The following is a 16,264-nucleotide window of genomic DNA, read 5'->3' on the forward strand; positions in this document are numbered from 1 at the left end:
GTCCGCGCCGAAAGGCCGCGAGTGAGAACGGCCGGAGCCAGGCGGCCCGGCCCGCCGAGACGCGCGCCAAGGCGCTGTTGCAGCGGATCATCCTGCCGCGGCCCGGTGAACCGCTGGACGTGCGGACCCTCTACCTGGAGGAATCCACCACCAACGCGCGTCGCGCGCACGCCACGAGCCGGACCGCGCTCTCGATCGGCGCGGAGTCGGAGGTGTCGTTCTGCACCTACTTCAACGCGCTGCCCGCGAGCTACTGGCGCCGCTGGAGTGTGCTGAACTCGGCGGTGCTGCGGCTGGAACTGGACGGGCACGGGCGCGTCGACGTCTACCGCTCCAAGGCCGACGGTTCGCGAATCCACGTGCAGGGCAAGGAATTCGCCGTCGAACAGGGCGCGGACTCGGTGTTCGTGGAGTTCGAGACCGATCTCGGCCCGTTCGAGGACGGCGGCTGGATCTGGTTCGACATCACCACCGACACCGCCGTGACGCTGCTGGCCGGTGGCTACTACGCCGCGCAGGAGGCGCCGGGCACCGGCACCATCGCGGTCGGCATGCCCACCTTCAACCGGCCCACCGACCTGGTGAAGACGCTGGCCGCGCTGGGTTCGGACCCGCTGGTGCTCGACAATATCGCCGGTGTGATCGTGGCCGATCAGGGCAATCGCAAGGTCGTCGACGAGCCCGGCTTCACCGAGGCCGCCGCGACCCTGGGTGACCGGCTGAGCATCCACGACCAGCCCAACCTCGGCGGGTCCGGCGGCTACAGCCGGGTCATGTACGAGGCGTTGAAGACCGACGCCGAGTTCATCGTCTACATGGACGACGACATCGAGATCGAGCCCGACTCGATCCTGCGCGCGCTCGCGTTCTCGCGCTTCGCCAAGTCGCCGCTGCTGGTCGGCGGGCAGATGCTGAACCTGCAGGAGCGCTCGCACCTGCACAGCATGGGTGAGGTCGTCGACCGGGGGATCTTCATGTGGTCCTCGGCGCCCAACGTCGAGTACGACCACGATTTCTCGAAGTACCCGCTCAAGGACCGCGACAACTCCAAGCTGCTGCACCGGCGCATCGACGTCGACTTCAACGGCTGGTGGACGTGTGTGATCCCGCGCCAGGTGGCCGAGCAGATCGGTCAGCCGCTGCCGCTGTTCCTCAAGTGGGACGACGTCGAGTACGGCCTGCGCGCCCGCGAGGCCGGCTACCCGACCATCACCCTGCCGGGCGCGGCGGTGTGGCACATGGCCTGGTCGGACAAGGACGACGCGATCGACTGGCAGGCGTACTTCCACCTGCGCAACCGCCTGGTGGTGGCCTCGCTGCACCTGCCCGGCGACGGCAAGCCGATGATCGTGAACACCGTCAAGGCCACGCTCAAGCACCTGCTGTGCCTGGAGTACTCCACGGTCGCCATCCAGAACGAGGCGATCCGCGACTTCCTGGCCGGGCCGGAGGGCCTGTTCGACCTGCTGCCGAGCGCGCTGGGCAAGATCCACGCGATGCGCAAGGAGTACCCGGACGCGGTGGTGCTGCCGTCCTCGACCGAGTTGCCGCTGGCCAACCGGCACGGCGTGGGCGCGACCGGCGAGCCGGGCAACCCGATCGCCAAGGTCGCGCGCCTGGCCAAGGGCGTGGTGCACAACTTCCGCAAGGCCGACCCGGCCGCGCACGCGACCCCGCAGCTCAACGTGCCGACGCTGGACGCGCGCTGGTTCCTGCTCTCGCAGGTCGACGGCGTCACCGTGACCACCGCCGACGGCCGCGGCGTGGTCTACCGCAAGCGCGACCCGCGCAAGGCCGCCGAACTGCTCAAGGAAGCCCTGCGCCTGCGCAAGGAGCTCACCGCCCGTTTCCCGGAGATGCAGCAGCGCTACCGGGCCGCGCACGCCGAACTCACCAGCACGGCCGCGTGGGAGAAGATCTTCCAGACAGGAACCGAGAAGTGAACGCGATCAACCCCGAAACGCCCGAGCTCGAGCTGATCGAGGAAGGCTGCGGCGGCGAGTGCGCCTGCGCGTGCGGCGACGACGAGTACATCGAGGTGCCGCTCGAGGTCGGCATCATCAACACCGTGCAGAACACCATCGGCACCAGCCCGGCCGTCGTCTCGGCCGCGCGCGGCATGTCGCACTTCGGTGAGCACGCGCTGGGCTGGGTCGGTATCGCCGCGGCGGGTTGGCTGGTCGACAAGCCGCGCCGTCGGCAGTGGGCCGGTGTCGCGGTCGGCGCGGTCGGCGCGCACGCCGCGTCGATCGTGATCAAGCGGATCGTCCGGCGCCCGCGTCCGGACAGTCCCGCGGTGCAGGTCAACGTGTCGACGCCGAGCAAATTGAGCTTCCCGTCCTCACACGCGACCTCCACCACGGCGGCGGCTGTGTTGCTCGGCAGGCTCACCGGGCTACCCTTGCCTGCGGTGCTCGTGCCGCCGATGCTGCTGTCCCGGGTCGTGCTCGGCGTGCATTACCCTTCCGACGTGCTCGCCGGTTCCGCCTTGGGGGCCGCGTCGGCAGCCGCCGTGCTAGCCGCCGAAAAGAGACTCCGACCTTGACCGCAACCGAAAGAACCTTGGCTGAGATGAGCGAAGAACCGTCCGCCGCCGTCCTGGACGAGGCTGTTGTGAAGGGCCCGCCGAAGACCTTGGTCGGCGGCGTCATCAAGGCCATCCGCCCACGTCAGTGGGTCAAGAACGTGCTCGTGCTCGCCGCGCCGCTGGCCGTGGGACCCGAGGCGATCAGCGATGGTGGCGTGCTGGTGCACGTCGCGATCGCGTTCGTGGTGTTCTGCATGGCGGCCTCGGGCATCTACCTGGTCAACGACTCGCTCGACGTCGAGGCCGACCGGGCGCACCCGACCAAGCGGTTCCGGCCGATCGCGGCTGGCGTCGTTCCTGTCAACCTGGCTTACGCGCTGGCGGCGGTGCTGCTGGTCGGTTCGATCGCCGGTTCGTTCCTGGCGTCCTGGCATCTGGCCGTGGTGATGGCGATCTACATCGGCATCCAGCTGGCCTACTGCCTGGGCCTCAAGCACCAGGCCGTGCTCGACATCTGCATCGTGTCCTCGGGCTTCCTGCTGCGCGCGGTCGCCGGTGGCGCCGCCGCCGATATCGCGCTGTCGCAGTGGTTCCTGCTGATCATGGCGTTCGGTTCGCTGTTCATGGCGGCGGGCAAGCGCTACGCCGAACTGCAGATCGCGCTGGAGACCGGCGCCAAGATCCGCAAGTCGCTGCAGTACTACACGCCCACCTACCTGCGCTTCATCTGGACGCTGGCGGCCACCGCCGTGGTGATCTTCTACGGCCTCTGGGCGTTCCAGCAGGACGAGCTGCGCGACACCCAGTGGTACTCGATCTCCATGATCCCGTTTACCATCGCAATCCTGCGTTACGCGGTCGACGTCGACGGTGGCGAGGCCGGTGAACCCGAAGAGATCGCGCTGGGGGACCGCATCCTGCAGTTCCTCGCTATTGCCTGGATCGGAGCGGTAGGTGTCGCTGTCTATCTCACCTGACGAGATCGTGGTAGCGGAGCGGGAATCAACCGAATACGAGCGGCTACGCGACGACGAGTCGGCGCGTCCGGCCGCGCGTTTCACAGTCCTGTCCCGCGCCACCTTCGTCGGTGGGATCGTGCTGACCACGGTGATCTTCGCGGTCGGCGCGTGGCAGCGGCGCTGGATCGCCGATGACGGCCTGATCGTCCTGCGCACCGTGCGCAACCTGCTCGCGGGCCACGGGCCCGTGTTCAACATGGACGAGCGGGTCGAGACCAACACCAGTACCGCGTGGACCTACGTGGTCTGGTTCTTCAGCTGGCTGACCCAGGCGCGCCTCGAGTACGTGGTGCTCGGCGTCGCGCTGACGGTCTCGCTGCTGGCCGTCGTGTTCGCCATGCTCGGCACGGCGCGGCTGTGGGGTGGCACCTCCACCCAGCTGCTGCTGCCCGCGGGCGTGCTCGTCTACATCGCGCTGCCGCCCGCGCGCGACTACGCCACCTCCGGTCTGGAGAGCGGGCTGGTGATCTGCTGGGTCGGGCTGCTGTGGTGGCTGATGATCCGCTGGAGCCAGGCCGCGGTGGTCCGGGTGCCGAGCCTGCTCGGCCTGGTGTTCCTGGCCGGGCTCGCGCCGCTGGTGCGGCCGGAGGCCACGCTGATCGGCGTGCTCGCGCTGGGCATGATCTTCCTGGCCCCGATGCCGGAGTTCCGGTTCGGCCCGACCGCGCTGCGCGCGCTGATCGTGTTCGTCGCCGGGATCGTGCCGGTGGCGTATCAGATCTGGCGGATGGGCTACTACGGCCTGCCCTACCCGAACACCGCGGTCGCCAAGGACGCGGGCGGTGCCAAGTGGGGCCAGGGCCTGACCTACCTGTGGGACCTGGTCGGGCCGTACTACCTGTGGATTCCGCTGCTGGTGCTGCTCGTCGCGGGCATCGTGGCCGGGGTGGCGCGTGGGTTCGCGCTGCCGAAACTCTCGGTGCGCGGCGTGCGCGCGTGGCTGCGCTCGCCGAGTGCGGTCGTGGTGATGGTGTTGGGCAGCGGTCTGCTGCTGACCGTCTACGCGGTGCGCGTCGGCGGTGACTTCATGCACGGCCGGATGCTGCTCACCCAGCTGTTCCTGCTGCTGCTGCCGGTGGCCGTGGTGCCGCTGCGGCTGCCGCGCAACGGCTCGCGCAAGGACTGGTCGTTCGTGGCGCTGCTGATCGCGCTGCTCGGCGCGGTGGGCTGGTCGCTGTTCGCGGCCAACACCACCGCCATCAAGACCGGCACCAAGATCAGTTCCTCGGGCATCGTCGACGAGCGCGTCTACTACGTGCTCAACACCGGCCACGACCATCCGATCCTGGCCGAGGACTACCTGGACTACGCGCGCATGCGCGCGATGGTCACCGATATCGCGGCCAACCCCAACGGCGGCCTGCTGCTCAACTCGCCCTCGTTCACCTTCTGGTACCTGGACCCGCCGCCGCAGCCGATCCCCGAGGGCGGCGCCGGGCACACGGTCTACTTCCTGAACCTGGGCATGACCAGCATGAACGTCCCGCTGGACGTGCGCGTGATCGATCCGATGGGCCTGGCCTACCCGCTGGCCGCGCATTCGGACCGGCTCGCCGACGGGCGCATCGGCCACGACAAGAGCCTCTACCCGGACTGGGTGGTGGTCGATTCGGGCATGGTCGACATCCATCCGTGGATGCCCTGGTACATGGACGAGAAGTGGGTCACCCAGGCCCGCGCGGCGATGAGCTGCCCGCAGACGCAGGCGCTGCTGATCTCCACCCGCGACCCGCTGACCTTCGACCGGTTCAAGCACAATCTGCGCCACGCGCTGAGCTTCGCGAAGTACCGGATCGATCGGGTGCCCAAGTACGAGATCCAGCGATGCGGATTGGTCGATCCGCATCCGCAGCCGCCGCGCTGAGGCTAGTCTCTCCTGCGGCTGGCCAGGCAAAACGAGTGGTATTCGCCGCTAAATCACTTTTCGGTAACGCCAGGCTATCGATGTAGCGATATGGTCAACGAGAACTCCACCGTCGGCGCACTGGTGTGCCGGATGACAGTCGGCGGCATTTGCAACCGTGGTTCCGCGCGAACCGCACGAGGAAAGGCCCAAAACAGAATGCGTGGCGGACGTCTGAGAGCCAGGGGAGCCGGCTGGCTCAAGAAGTCGGTGCTGGTGTCGCTGGCTGTGGTGCTGCCGCTGGGGGCGTCGGTGGCCGGTACCACCGGCACCGCGTCGGCGGCGTTCGACCCCAGTGGATTCGACTTCTGGGTCGATTCCGAGATGGGGCCGATCAAGTCGCGGATCTTCCGCGCGGCCGACGGCAACACCGGCCGCGTGGTGTACGCGCTCGACGGTATGCGCGCCCGCGACGACCTCAGCGGCTGGGAGATCGACACCAATGTGGCCCGCGCGCTGACCGCGGCCAACATCAATGTCGTCATGCCGGTCGGCGGCCAGTCCAGCTTCTACGCCGACTGGAACGCCCCGAGCAACTTCTTCGGCATCGACGCCGGTTCGGGCGGCAGCTCGACCGGTTCGGCGGCCACCGGCTCCGCGATGACCGGGTCGTCGATCGCGCCCGCCCAGGTCGCGGGCAAGAAGAACACCTACAAGTGGGAAAGCTTCCTCACCAACAACCTGCGCAACGCGCTGTCGAGCAGGCTGGGCTTCAACCCCAACAACAACGGTGTGTTCGGTCTGTCGATGGGTGGCTCGGCCGCGCTGACGCTGGCCGCCTACCACCCCGACCAGTTCAGCTTCGCCGGTTCGTTCTCCGGCTACCTGAACATCTCCGCGCCCGGCATGCGTGAGGCCATGCGCGCGGCGATGATCTCCGCCGGTGGCTTCAACATCGACGCGATGGCGCCGCCGTGGGGCCCGCAGTGGCTGCGGATGGACCCGTTCGTCTTCGCCCCGCGCCTGGTGGCCAACGGCACCCGCGTGTGGGTCTCGGCGGCCAGCGGTATCCCCGGCCCCGGTGACGTGTCCAACCCGATGGAGATCGTCCAGGGTGTGCCGCTCGAGCTGCTCGCCATGGTGAACAGCCGCGCCTTCCAGGTGCGCATGGCCACCCTCGGCGGCGGCAACGCCAACTTCGACTTCCCGATCACCGGCGTGCACAACTGGCGCAACTGGGAGACCGAGGTCAACCGCATGATCCCGGACCTGTCCGCCAATATCGGCTAGTCCACCGCGCTCGACGGAAAACCGCCCGGTGCCTTGCGCATCGGGCGGTTTTCTTCGTTTACGTCACGATCCGAGCGAAAGCTGGTGACGAATCATGAGCGGCAGGTCACCGCGAGTTGTGCTCGGGGTCACTTTCCAGCAACATGTAGGCATTCGTTCAGCGATTGATACACAGTGAGCATGCGTCGAGGTTGAATCGTCCGTTTTGCCCTGGATTGATCCATTTCGACGCCCGATGAGGGAACCGACCGTGTAGCTCGGGGTTTGCGCTGACGGTCAGCCGAGAAAGGTCTAGTCGAATGCGAACACTGCGCCGCAAGGATCGGTCCGTGCAGGTCCCCCGGGGATCGTGGGTGCGGCGCCTGGCCGCCGGCGTCTCGATGGCACTGCTGGTTCCCGTGGTGACGGCCGTCGGCGGCGCCACCGCCCCGGCCTCGGCCGGTTTCAACGGCGCGGCCTTCGACTTCTGGGTCGATTCCGGGATGGGGCCGATCAAGTCGCGCGTGCTGCGCGCCGCCGACGGCAACACCCAGCGCGTGGTCTACGTCCTCGACGGCATGCGCGCGCCGGAGACGCTCAACGGCTGGGAGATCGAAACCGATATCCCCAACGCGCTCGCCGCGGCCAATATCAATGTGGTGATGCCGGTCGGTGGCATGTCCAGCTTCTACGCCGACTGGAACTCCCCGAGCGAATTCTTCGGCATTCCCGGAAACGGCGCGCCGAACTCCGGTTCCGGCGCGGCCAACGCGCTGTCCGGCGGTCCCGGCAAGAGCTACCGGTACCAGTGGGAATCCTTCCTCACCGGCGACCTGCGCAACGCCCTGGCCGACCGCCTCGGCTTCAACCGCTTCCGCAACGGCGTGTTCGGCCTGTCGATGGGCGGCTCGGCCGCGCTGACCCTGGCCGCCTACCACCCCGACCAGTTCAGCTTCGCCGGTGCCTTCTCCGGCTACCTCAACATCTCCGCGCCCGGAATGCGCGAGGCCATCCGCATCGCCATGCTCGACGCGGGCGGCTACAACGTCGACTCCATGGCGCCGCCGTGGGGCCCGCAGTGGCTGCGGATGGACCCGTTCGTCTTCGCGCCCAACCTCGTCGCCAACAACACCCGGCTCTGGATCGCGGCCGCCTCGGGCCTGCCGTCGGGCACCGACGGCCCGCACATGGGCACCGTCAACGGCATGGCCCTCGAGGCCCTCGCCCTGGCCAACACCCGCGCCTTCGAAGTCCGCATGGCCACCCTCGGCGCCCGCAACGCCGTCTACTCGTTCCCGCCCTTCGGCATCCACGCCTGGAACAACTGGAACGACGAAGCCCTGCGGATGATCCCGGACCTGTCGGCCAATATCGGCTGACCCGAACCCGCGCGAACGCCCGGCACATTCGTGTGCCGGGCGTTTATTTTCCGGTGCTTCCGAAGTCCGATCCTGTTGGTCTTGCAACTAATTCGTCACTCGAATACGCTCCAGCGAGCGTAAGTGTGACCAGATCGTTGTTTCGGCTGGCTTGTCGGGAACCAGTCGAAGATCAAGTCCTGTCTGGCATGCCACAACAGCAGAAAGAGAGCGGAATTCACATGCGTTTCGGCAAGGCCGTCGCGCCGAAGGGTGATCTGGGCGCGTCCCGGGCAGCAGCACCTCGTGGTTGGCGTAATCGAATTCTAGCTGTCGGCGCAGCAGCCCTGGTGCTGCCGATCGCCGCAGGGGCGGCCCCGACCGCGTTCGCCGCCCCGGCGCCTTCCGCGCCCGCGCTGCGAGCCCCGGCCGGTGGCTACGAAGAACTCATGGTGCCCTCGAAGATGGGCCCGGTGAAGGTCCAGGTGCAGTGGGCGCGCAACGGTGGCAACGCCGCGCTCTACCTGCTCGACGGCCTGCGCGCCCGCGACGACAAGAACGCCTGGTCGTTCGAGACCAACGCGATGCAGCAGTTCTCCAACGACAACGTCACCCTGGTGATGCCGGTCGGTGGCCAGTCGTCCTGGTACGCCGACTGGACCTCGGCCTCCAACACCAACGGCCAGAAGACCACCTACAAGTGGGAGACCTTCCTGACCGAGGAGCTGCCGTCCTTCCTCGAGGGCTACGGCGTCTCCCGCACCAACAACGCGGTGCTCGGCCTGTCGATGAGCGGCCCGGCCGCCCTGCGCCTGGCCGCGCTGCACCGTGACCAGTTCAAGCACGCGTCCTCGCTCTCGGGCCCGCTGAACTGGGGTGCCCCCGGCATGCGTGAGGCCATCCGCGTGATGATGCTCGACGCGGGCCGCTTCAACGTCGACTCCATGGCCGCTCCGTGGAGCCCGGCGTGGCTGCGGATGGACCCGATGGTCTTCGCGCCCGAGCTGCGTGGCCTGCCGATGTTCATCTCCTCGGCCAACGGCCTGCCCGGTCAGCACGACCGCCCGGCCGGCCTGGGCGGGGTGTACAACACCGCCAACGCCATGGGCATCGAGGCCATCTCGTTCGTGAGCACGCTGGCCTTCCAGCAGCGGCTCAAGACCCTGGGCATCAGCGCCGTGTTCGACTTCCCCGCCAACGGCACCCACTCGTGGAAGTACTGGGAAGACGAGCTGTGGAAGGCGCGTCCGCACATCCTGGGCGCGCTGGGCGCCTGACAGTTTTCGTCCAGCAACTCCGAGCAGACCGGCTCACCCGCAGGGTGGGCCGGTCTTTTCGTTGTCATCGGCCTTCGCGTGTCGTCCCGGTTATCGCCGCGCACTGCGGTACAACCGAGGATGAGGCTGTCCCGTGGGTGGGGATGAGGAGGGTCGCGCATGTCGAAACATCCTGTCCGAGCGCCCATGCGGCGGATCCTCGGAATCGCGGCAACGACCGTGGCGCTGCTGGCGCCCGTCGTCGCCGTGCCCGCCCAGGCGCAGGCCCAGCCGGTGACCTCGGCGGTGCAGCGGGTGGAGTGGCTCTCGGATCGGCGGGTGTCGATGTGGGTGTACTCCGCGGCGATGAACACCCCGATCCAGGTGCAGATGCTGCTGGCCAGGGACTGGCACGCGCGTCCGGACGCGAAATTCCCCATGCTGTTGATGCTCGACGGCCTGCGCGCCCAGGACGACGAGAACGGCTGGACCAAAGACGCTGACGCCGAAGGCTTCTACGCCGACAAGAACGTGAATGTGGTGCTGCCGGTGGGTGGCCAGTCGAGCTGGTATTCCGACTGGCTCTCGCCCGACAACGGGCACACCTACAAGTGGGAGACATTTCTCACCAAGGAACTGCCGCCCATCCTCGAACGCGACTGGCGCACCACCGATGTGCGTGGCGTGCAAGGACTTTCGATGGGTGGCACGGCCGCGATGAATCTGGCCGGGCGCAATCCCGGGCTGATGAAATACGTGGCCTCCTACTCCGGGCTGCTCACCACCACGACTCTCGGTATGCCGCAGGCGATCACCTTCGCCAACAAGGACGCGGGCGGCTTCGACGCCGCGGCCATGTGGGGCCCGCCCGGCGGTCCGGAGTGGGCCGCGCACGATCCGTATCTGCTGGCCGAGAAGCTGCGCGGGGTGAGCATGTACGTCTCCAGCGGCAGCGGGCTGGCGGGCACGCACGACCAGCTCAGCGAGATGCCGCTGCTGAGCGAGAACTGGGCGGGCACCGGGCTGGAGATCCTGGCCCGGCTGTCCACCGAGAACTTCGTGACCAAGCTGGAGAAGCTGTCGATTCCGGTGCAGGCCAACTACCGGCCCTCCGGCACGCACACCTGGCCGTACTGGGACTTCGAGATGCGTCAGTCCTGGAGCCAGGCCGCGGCGGCGCTCGGCACCGACCCGAACGGGGCCAACTGTGGTCTCGGCGGGGCGATCGCCGGGCTGGCGCAGGCGGCGAACTGGCTGGGCGGCTGCCTGAGCGCGGAGTACCCGGCGGCCGCGGGCGTGGCGCAGGACTTCCAGCACGGGCGGGTGTTCCACTCCGCGGCCACTGGAACGCACGCGGTGGCCGGCCGGATCGGCGGCACCTACGCGGGTGTCGGCGGGGCGGCCTCGCCGCTGGGTCTGCCCACCGGTGACGAGGTGGGTCTGCCCGACGGACGCGGCCGCATGCAGACCTTCGAGGGCGGCTCGATCTACTGGACCCCGGAGACCGGCGCCCAGGTGATGCGCGGCGCGTTCCTCGAGGAATGGGGCAAGCAGGGCTACGAGCGCGGTCCGGCCGGGTATCCGGTCGCCGCCGAGGCCGCCACCCCCAGCCGTGACGGCGCGGTGCAGGCCTTCGAACACGGGCCGATGTTCTACAGCGCGCCCACCGGCGCCCACCGCGTGCAGGGCTTCGTGCTCGACAAGTACGCCCAGCTCGGCTTCGAGAACAGCCCGCTGGGGTTCCCGGTCGCCGAGGAGGCGCCGCTGAAGGACCTCGGCCGCTACAGCCGGTTCGAGGGCGGCAACATCTACTGGAGCCCGCTCTCGGGTGCCTGGTCGGTGCGCAACGGCGCGCTGATGGAGGAGTGGGGCAAGCAGGGTTTCGAGAACGGCAGGCTGGGTTTCCCGGTGAGTGACGAGTTCGCCGTGCCGGGCGGCATCCAGCAGAACTTCCAGACCGGGTTCATCGTCGTGCGAGACGGCAAATCCGAAGTTCACGGGGTGTGAGCCCGGGCTGAGAACTCTCTGAACTTCGCCGCCTGGCACCCGAACAGGGGCGATGTCCGGCTAGCCTGGTCTGCGACCGCTTCCCTGACGAACGATCGAGGAAAGACATCTTCATGCATCGGATCCCTGGCAAGGTAGCCGGATCGGTCGCGGCGCTGGCCGCAGTCGCTCTGTTGTCCGCCTGTGGCGGCAACGACTCGACCGCCTCGCAGACGCCCACCCTCTCCAGCAGCGCGAGCGCCCCCGCGGCGTCCACGCAGGCCCCGGCCCCCTCGGCCGACGAGCACGGCGAGCACGCGCCCAGCTCCTCCGCCGCGCCGGAGACCAGCGCCCCCGAGCAGCCGCAGACCGCGCCCGAGGCCACCACCCCCGCGACGCCGGTCACCGCCAAGGACCAGGCCTTCCTCGATGAGCTGAGCAAGAACGGCATCACCCCGGCCAGCCCGGACATCGCGCTGACCGCGGCCAACTACATCTGCTCCAGCCGTGCCACCGGCGCCTCCGACGCCGACATCGCCCCGTTCGTCGCGGCGATCGCCGGGTCCGACGCCAACTTCGACGAATCCAAGATGGACGTCGACAAGGCTTCCCAGGTCTATATCGCGGCCGCGACCTCGACCTACTGCTAGTGACGCCCCGGAATCGACAGACCCGCAGGTTCTGGCCTGCGGGGTGCTTCACGCTGCTGGCGCTGCTGGTCCTGGCGATCATCGTCGTCCTGCTGCTGTGGTACCTGCTGGCCGGGCGGCTGGAGAAGCCGCCGCCGACCCCGCCCACCCCGCCGCCGCCCAGCTCGCAGTCGGCGGACTGCCCGGACGTCATGTTCCTGTCGATCCCGGGCACCTGGGAGTCGTCCAGTACCGACGACCCGTACAACCCGCAGGCCAACCCGATCTCGCTGATGCTGAGCGTGTCGGGCCCGCTGCGCGCGCAGTTCCCCGACGACCGGCTCGAGGTCTACACCGTGCCGTACGTGGCACAGTTCTCGAACCCGATCGCCTTCCCGCCCGACGGCCAGGCTTCCTACAACGTCAGCCGGACCGAGGGCACCGCGCGGGCCACCGATGTGCTCTCGCAGCGGCATCGGGAATGCCCGTTGACGAACTTCGTCATCGCGGGCTTCTCGCAGGGCGCGGTGATCGCCGGTGACATCGCCGCCCAGATCGGCGCGGGCAACGGCCCGATCCCGGCCGACCGGGTACTCGGCGTGACCGTCATCGCCGACGGCCGCCGCACCGCCGACACCGGCCCGGGGCAGCCGACCGAGATCGGGGACCCGCCGCCCACCGGCGAGGGCGCGGAGGTGGCGCTCAAAGGCGTCAACGTGCCGGGTATCAGCATGACCGGCCCGCGACCCGGCGGTTTCGGTGAGCTGGCGCCCAAGGTGAACTCCATCTGCGCGCCCGGCGACATGATCTGCGACGCCCCGCGCGAGGCCCTCAACCCGGCCAACGCGCTGGGCAGCCTGGCGGCGCTGATCCGCTCGGCGGGCAACCCGGTGCATGCCCTCTACGCCACCAACACCGTCGACGGCAACGGCACCACGGCGACCCAGTGGACGGTGAACTGGGCGGCGGGCCTCATCGACGCCGCGCCGCATCCGCCGCATTCCTGAGTCACCCGGGACGGAGTTGTCACAGTCACAGCGGGTGCATGATTGCCATGGATCATGCCTCGCTGTGACATCCGCACTCCGTTTCGCCCACACGCTGTAAAGTGCGCTGGTGATTGCGCCCGAGTCCATCGCACAGCCAGGAGCGAAGAGTTCATGACCGAAGCTGCCGCACCCGTCGGTGAGTCGACCGCGCTGGGTACGCCGCTGCGTCCGTTCCGCTTCGGAGCGGCGGGAGAGGGCAACAAGCAGGAGGGCGGCGCGCGCAAGTTCGTCCAGACCGCGCAGGAGGCCGAGGAGTACGGGTACGACACCTTCTTCGTGCCCGATCACCTGGGCGACCAGATCGGCCCGATCGCCGCGCTGGGCGCGCTCACCCAGGCCACCAGCAAGATCCGCCTGGGCACCTCGGTGCTGGCCAACGGCTTCCGGCATCCGGTCGTGCTCGCCAAGGATCTCGCCACCCTCGACGTGCTGTCGAAGGGCAGGCTCGAGGTCGGGGTGGGCGCGGGCTGGATCAAGGAGGAGTTCGACAACGCGGGCATCCCGTTCGAGCGCCCCGGCATCCGGCTGGAGAAGCTCGACGAGTCGCTGACCATCCTGGACACGCTGCTGCGCGGTCAGGAATGCAATTTCGAGGGCAAGCACTACCAGGTGCGCGGCATCAAGGGCACCCCGCGCCCGCGCCAGGGCCCGCGCCCGCCGCTGTGTACCGGTGGTGGCGGCCCGAAGATGCTGGCGCTGGCGGCCAAGCACGCCGACATCGTCTCGATCGTCCCGCAGACCACCAAGAACGGGAAGGGTCTGCTCTCGGGCATCACGCTGGAGAAGACGATCGAGAAGGTCGAGATCGTCAAGGCCGCTGCCGGTGACCGGTTCGCCGATATCGAGCTGAACTGGGCCATCACCGCCATCGTCATCACCGACGACCGGGAGAAGACCGCGGAGATGGCGCTCAACGCGATCGCCCGCGGCCTGCACCCGAATCTCGAGGTCGACGTGGAGCTTTCCGTCGAGGAGATCTTGAATTCGCCCTACGTAGCGATCGGTACGTTCGAGGAAATCGCCGAACAGATCAAACGTGTGCGCCAACTCACTTCGATGTCGTATGTCGGCATCTTCCCCACCCAGATGGATGCTTTCGCGCCTGTCATTCCGCTGCTGCGGGAGGACTGAGCGGGGGTTCTCTGTAACATGACTCTGGTTTGAGAACATCTAGCCGATAGCGGTCACCGCGCAGACCGCTCGAAAATCCGCAGGCTGTCGGGATGCACACGCACGGCGTGCACCTGTGGCCGGTGGCGATAGCGAGTCGAGGCCGCACAGGTGTCAACGCCCAGCGCGTTGGAACGATTCACCGGTGCTCGGTCCTCGGAGGAGAAGAAGGAATGGAAGAGACTTTCGACGACTACCTGGACGAGACCGGGAACATTGTCATTCCCGAGGGTCGGACCCTGGTCGATCACGTCGAGAAGCACACCCGTAACGACGCGAATACGCTCGCGTACCGCTACATCGACTACTCGCGGGAACGCGACGGCGAGGTACACGAGCTGACCTGGCAGGAGTTCGGAGTTCGGCTGCGCGCGGTGGCCGCTCGCCTGCAGCAGGTGACCAACCCGGGTGACCGGGTCGCGATCCTGGCACCGCAGGGTCTGGACTACGTGATCTCCTTCTTCGCGGCGATCTACGCGGGCACCATCTCGGTCCCGCTGTTCGACCCGGACGAACCGGGCCACACCGACCGGCTGCACGCCGTGCTCGGCGACTGTGAGCCCTCGGCGATCCTCACCGCGACCTCCTCGGCCGCGGGCGTGCGCCAGTTCTTCCGCTCGCTGCCCGCCGCGCAGCGCCCGCGCATCATCGCCGTCGACGCGATCCCGGACACCCTCGGTGACTCCTGGATCCGCCCCGACACCGCGATCGACGACATCGCCTACCTGCAGTACACCTCGGGTTCCACCCGGGTCCCGGCCGGTGTGGAGATCACCCACCGCGCGGTCGGCACCAACCTGCTGCAGATGATCAACTCGCTGAACATGAACGAGAACTCGCGCGGTGTCACCTGGCTGCCGCTGTTCCACGACATGGGCCTGCTGACGGTGATCCTGCCCGCGGTCGGCGGCAAGTTCATCACCATCATGTCGCCGAGCGCGTTCGTGCGCCGTCCCTCGCGCTGGATCAACGAGCTGGCCGCGGTCTCCGACGGGGCGGGCACCTTCGCCGCCGCGCCGAACTTCGCGTTCGAGCACGCCGCCGCGCGCGGTGTGCCGAAGGCGGGCGAGTCGCTGGATCTGTCGAACGTCATCGGCCTGATCAACGGCTCCGAGCCGGTGACGGTGTCCTCGATGAAGAAGTTCAACGAGGCCTTCGCCCCGTACGGCCTGCCCAAGACCGCCATCAAGCCCTGCTACGGCATGGCGGAGGCGACGCTGTTCGTCTCGGCGACCAAGGCCGAGGACGAGGCCAAGTACATCTACGTCGACCGCGACGAGCTCAACAAGGGCCGGATGGTCCGCGTGGAGCAGTCCGCCGAGAACGCCATCGCGCAGGTCTCCTGCGGGTACGTCGGCCTGTCGCAGTGGGCCGCGATCATCGACCCCGAGTCGGTGGAGGGTCCCGACGGCGGCCGCGAGCTGGCCGACGGGCAGGTCGGCGAGATCTGGCTGCACGGCAACAACATGGGCATCGGCTACTGGGGTCGCCCCGACGAGTCGAGCAAGACCTTCCGCAACCGGGTCACCGAGCGGCAGCCGGGTGGGCACACCGAGGGCACCGCCGCCGACGCGGACTGGATGCGCACCGGCGACTTCGGCGTCTACTTCGACGGCGAGCTCTACATCACCGGTCGCGTCAAGGACCTGGTGATCGTCGACGGCCGCAACCACTACCCGCAGGACCTGGAGTTCTCCGCCCAGGAGGCCTCCACCGCGCTGCGGCCCGGTTTCGTCGCCGCCTTCGCGGTGCCCGCCAACCAGCTGCCTGCCGAGGTCTTCGCCGCCGACAGCCACGCCGGCCTGAAGTTCGACGCCGACGACGCGTCCGAGCAGCTGGTCATCGTGGCCGAGCGGGGTCCCGGCGCGGGCAAGGCCGACCCGGCCCCGATCGCCGACGCGGTGCGCGCGGCGGTCTCCCAGCGCCACGGCGTCACCGCGCGTGACATCCTGCTGGTTCCCGCGGGTTCCATCCCGCGTACCTCCAGCGGCAAGATCGCCCGGCGCGCCTGCAAGGCCGCCTACCTCGAGGGAACGCTGCGCGGTGGTTACACCCAGCAGGCTTTCCCCGATGCACCAGAAGAGTAATCGGCCGACCGGTTCGGTGATGACGCCCGGCATGTCGAGCATGCCGGGCGTCAATCCACGGCGCGCCCTGT

At 68.3% G+C, this 16,264-nt stretch carries 12 protein-coding genes; all 12 read left to right on the forward strand.

Annotation, left to right across the window (positions count from 1 at the left end; all coding sequences use genetic code 11):
• The first annotated feature begins 74 nt into the window (after positions 1–74).
• The 12 genes from ACFC06_RS18610 to fadD32 all read left to right on the forward strand — a co-directional run bounded on the left by ACFC06_RS18610 (position 75) and on the right by fadD32 (position 16,193).
• Positions 75–1,943, forward strand: coding sequence for a glycosyltransferase (locus ACFC06_RS18610; protein ID WP_375935599.1), 1,869 nt, complete (start codon positions 75–77; stop codon positions 1,941–1,943).
• A gap of 89 nt (positions 1,944–2,032) precedes the next feature.
• Entirely contained in the window at positions 2,033–2,545 is a 513-nt protein-coding gene (locus ACFC06_RS18615) for a phosphatase PAP2 family protein (protein ID WP_278261178.1), read from the forward strand.
• Between the two features lie 26 nt (positions 2,546–2,571).
• The gene (locus ACFC06_RS18620; protein WP_278260783.1) at positions 2,572–3,504 is read left to right on the forward strand and encodes a decaprenyl-phosphate phosphoribosyltransferase; all 933 of its coding nucleotides are present in this window, start codon (positions 2,572–2,574) and stop codon (positions 3,502–3,504) included.
• Complete coding sequence (zomB, locus tag ACFC06_RS18625; RefSeq protein WP_375932462.1) at positions 3,482–5,410, forward strand: flagellar motor control protein ZomB; 1,929 nt, start codon at positions 3,482–3,484, stop codon at positions 5,408–5,410. The genes ACFC06_RS18620 and zomB overlap by 23 nt, the downstream gene beginning before the upstream one ends.
• A gap of 198 nt (positions 5,411–5,608) precedes the next feature.
• Entirely contained in the window at positions 5,609–6,679 is a 1,071-nt protein-coding gene (locus ACFC06_RS18630; protein ID WP_375932465.1) for an alpha/beta hydrolase, read from the forward strand.
• A gap of 299 nt (positions 6,680–6,978) precedes the next feature.
• Positions 6,979–8,037: an alpha/beta hydrolase gene (locus tag ACFC06_RS18635; RefSeq protein ID WP_375932468.1), complete on the forward strand. Its 1,059-nt coding sequence runs from the start codon at positions 6,979–6,981 to the stop codon at positions 8,035–8,037.
• A gap of 221 nt (positions 8,038–8,258) precedes the next feature.
• Positions 8,259–9,293, forward strand: coding sequence for an alpha/beta hydrolase (locus ACFC06_RS18640; RefSeq protein WP_375932471.1), 1,035 nt, complete (start codon positions 8,259–8,261; stop codon positions 9,291–9,293).
• A gap of 159 nt (positions 9,294–9,452) precedes the next feature.
• A complete protein-coding gene (locus tag ACFC06_RS18645; RefSeq protein WP_375932474.1) occupies positions 9,453–11,279 on the forward strand; it encodes an alpha/beta hydrolase-fold protein in 1,827 nt (608 codons plus the stop codon).
• A gap of 113 nt (positions 11,280–11,392) precedes the next feature.
• Positions 11,393–11,908, forward strand: a complete 516-nt coding sequence (locus tag ACFC06_RS18650; RefSeq protein WP_375932477.1) for a DUF732 domain-containing protein — start codon at positions 11,393–11,395, stop codon at positions 11,906–11,908.
• Positions 11,908–12,894 carry a cutinase family protein gene (locus tag ACFC06_RS18655; protein ID WP_375932480.1) on the forward strand — a complete coding sequence of 329 codons (987 nt, stop codon included), beginning with the start codon at positions 11,908–11,910 and terminating at the stop codon, positions 12,892–12,894. The genes ACFC06_RS18650 and ACFC06_RS18655 overlap by 1 nt, the downstream gene beginning before the upstream one ends.
• A gap of 153 nt (positions 12,895–13,047) precedes the next feature.
• Positions 13,048–14,067: an LLM class F420-dependent oxidoreductase gene (locus ACFC06_RS18660; protein WP_375932483.1), complete on the forward strand. Its 1,020-nt coding sequence runs from the start codon at positions 13,048–13,050 to the stop codon at positions 14,065–14,067.
• 212 nt (positions 14,068–14,279) lie between these two features.
• The gene (fadD32, locus tag ACFC06_RS18665; protein WP_375932486.1) at positions 14,280–16,193 is read left to right on the forward strand and encodes a long-chain-fatty-acid--AMP ligase FadD32; all 1,914 of its coding nucleotides are present in this window, start codon (positions 14,280–14,282) and stop codon (positions 16,191–16,193) included.
• Positions 16,194–16,264 lie beyond the last annotated feature (71 nt).

This window comes from Nocardia sp. NPDC056064, from assembly GCF_042266925.1.
GTDB lineage: Bacteria > Actinomycetota > Actinomycetes > Mycobacteriales > Mycobacteriaceae > Nocardia.

Coding starts and splice junctions, on each gene's coding strand:
- ACFC06_RS18660 (WP_375932483.1), top strand. CDS start 13,048: ATGACCGAAGCTGCCGCACCCGTCGGTGAGTCGACCGCGCTGGGTACG.
- fadD32 (WP_375932486.1), top strand. CDS start 14,280: ATGGAAGAGACTTTCGACGACTACCTGGACGAGACCGGGAACATTGTC.
- ACFC06_RS18650 (WP_375932477.1), top strand. CDS start 11,393: ATGCATCGGATCCCTGGCAAGGTAGCCGGATCGGTCGCGGCGCTGGCC.
- ACFC06_RS18630 (WP_375932465.1), top strand. CDS start 5,609: ATGCGTGGCGGACGTCTGAGAGCCAGGGGAGCCGGCTGGCTCAAGAAG.
- ACFC06_RS18645 (WP_375932474.1), top strand. CDS start 9,453: ATGTCGAAACATCCTGTCCGAGCGCCCATGCGGCGGATCCTCGGAATC.
- ACFC06_RS18635 (WP_375932468.1), top strand. CDS start 6,979: ATGCGAACACTGCGCCGCAAGGATCGGTCCGTGCAGGTCCCCCGGGGA.
- ACFC06_RS18620 (WP_278260783.1), top strand. CDS start 2,572: ATGAGCGAAGAACCGTCCGCCGCCGTCCTGGACGAGGCTGTTGTGAAG.
- ACFC06_RS18640 (WP_375932471.1), top strand. CDS start 8,259: ATGCGTTTCGGCAAGGCCGTCGCGCCGAAGGGTGATCTGGGCGCGTCC.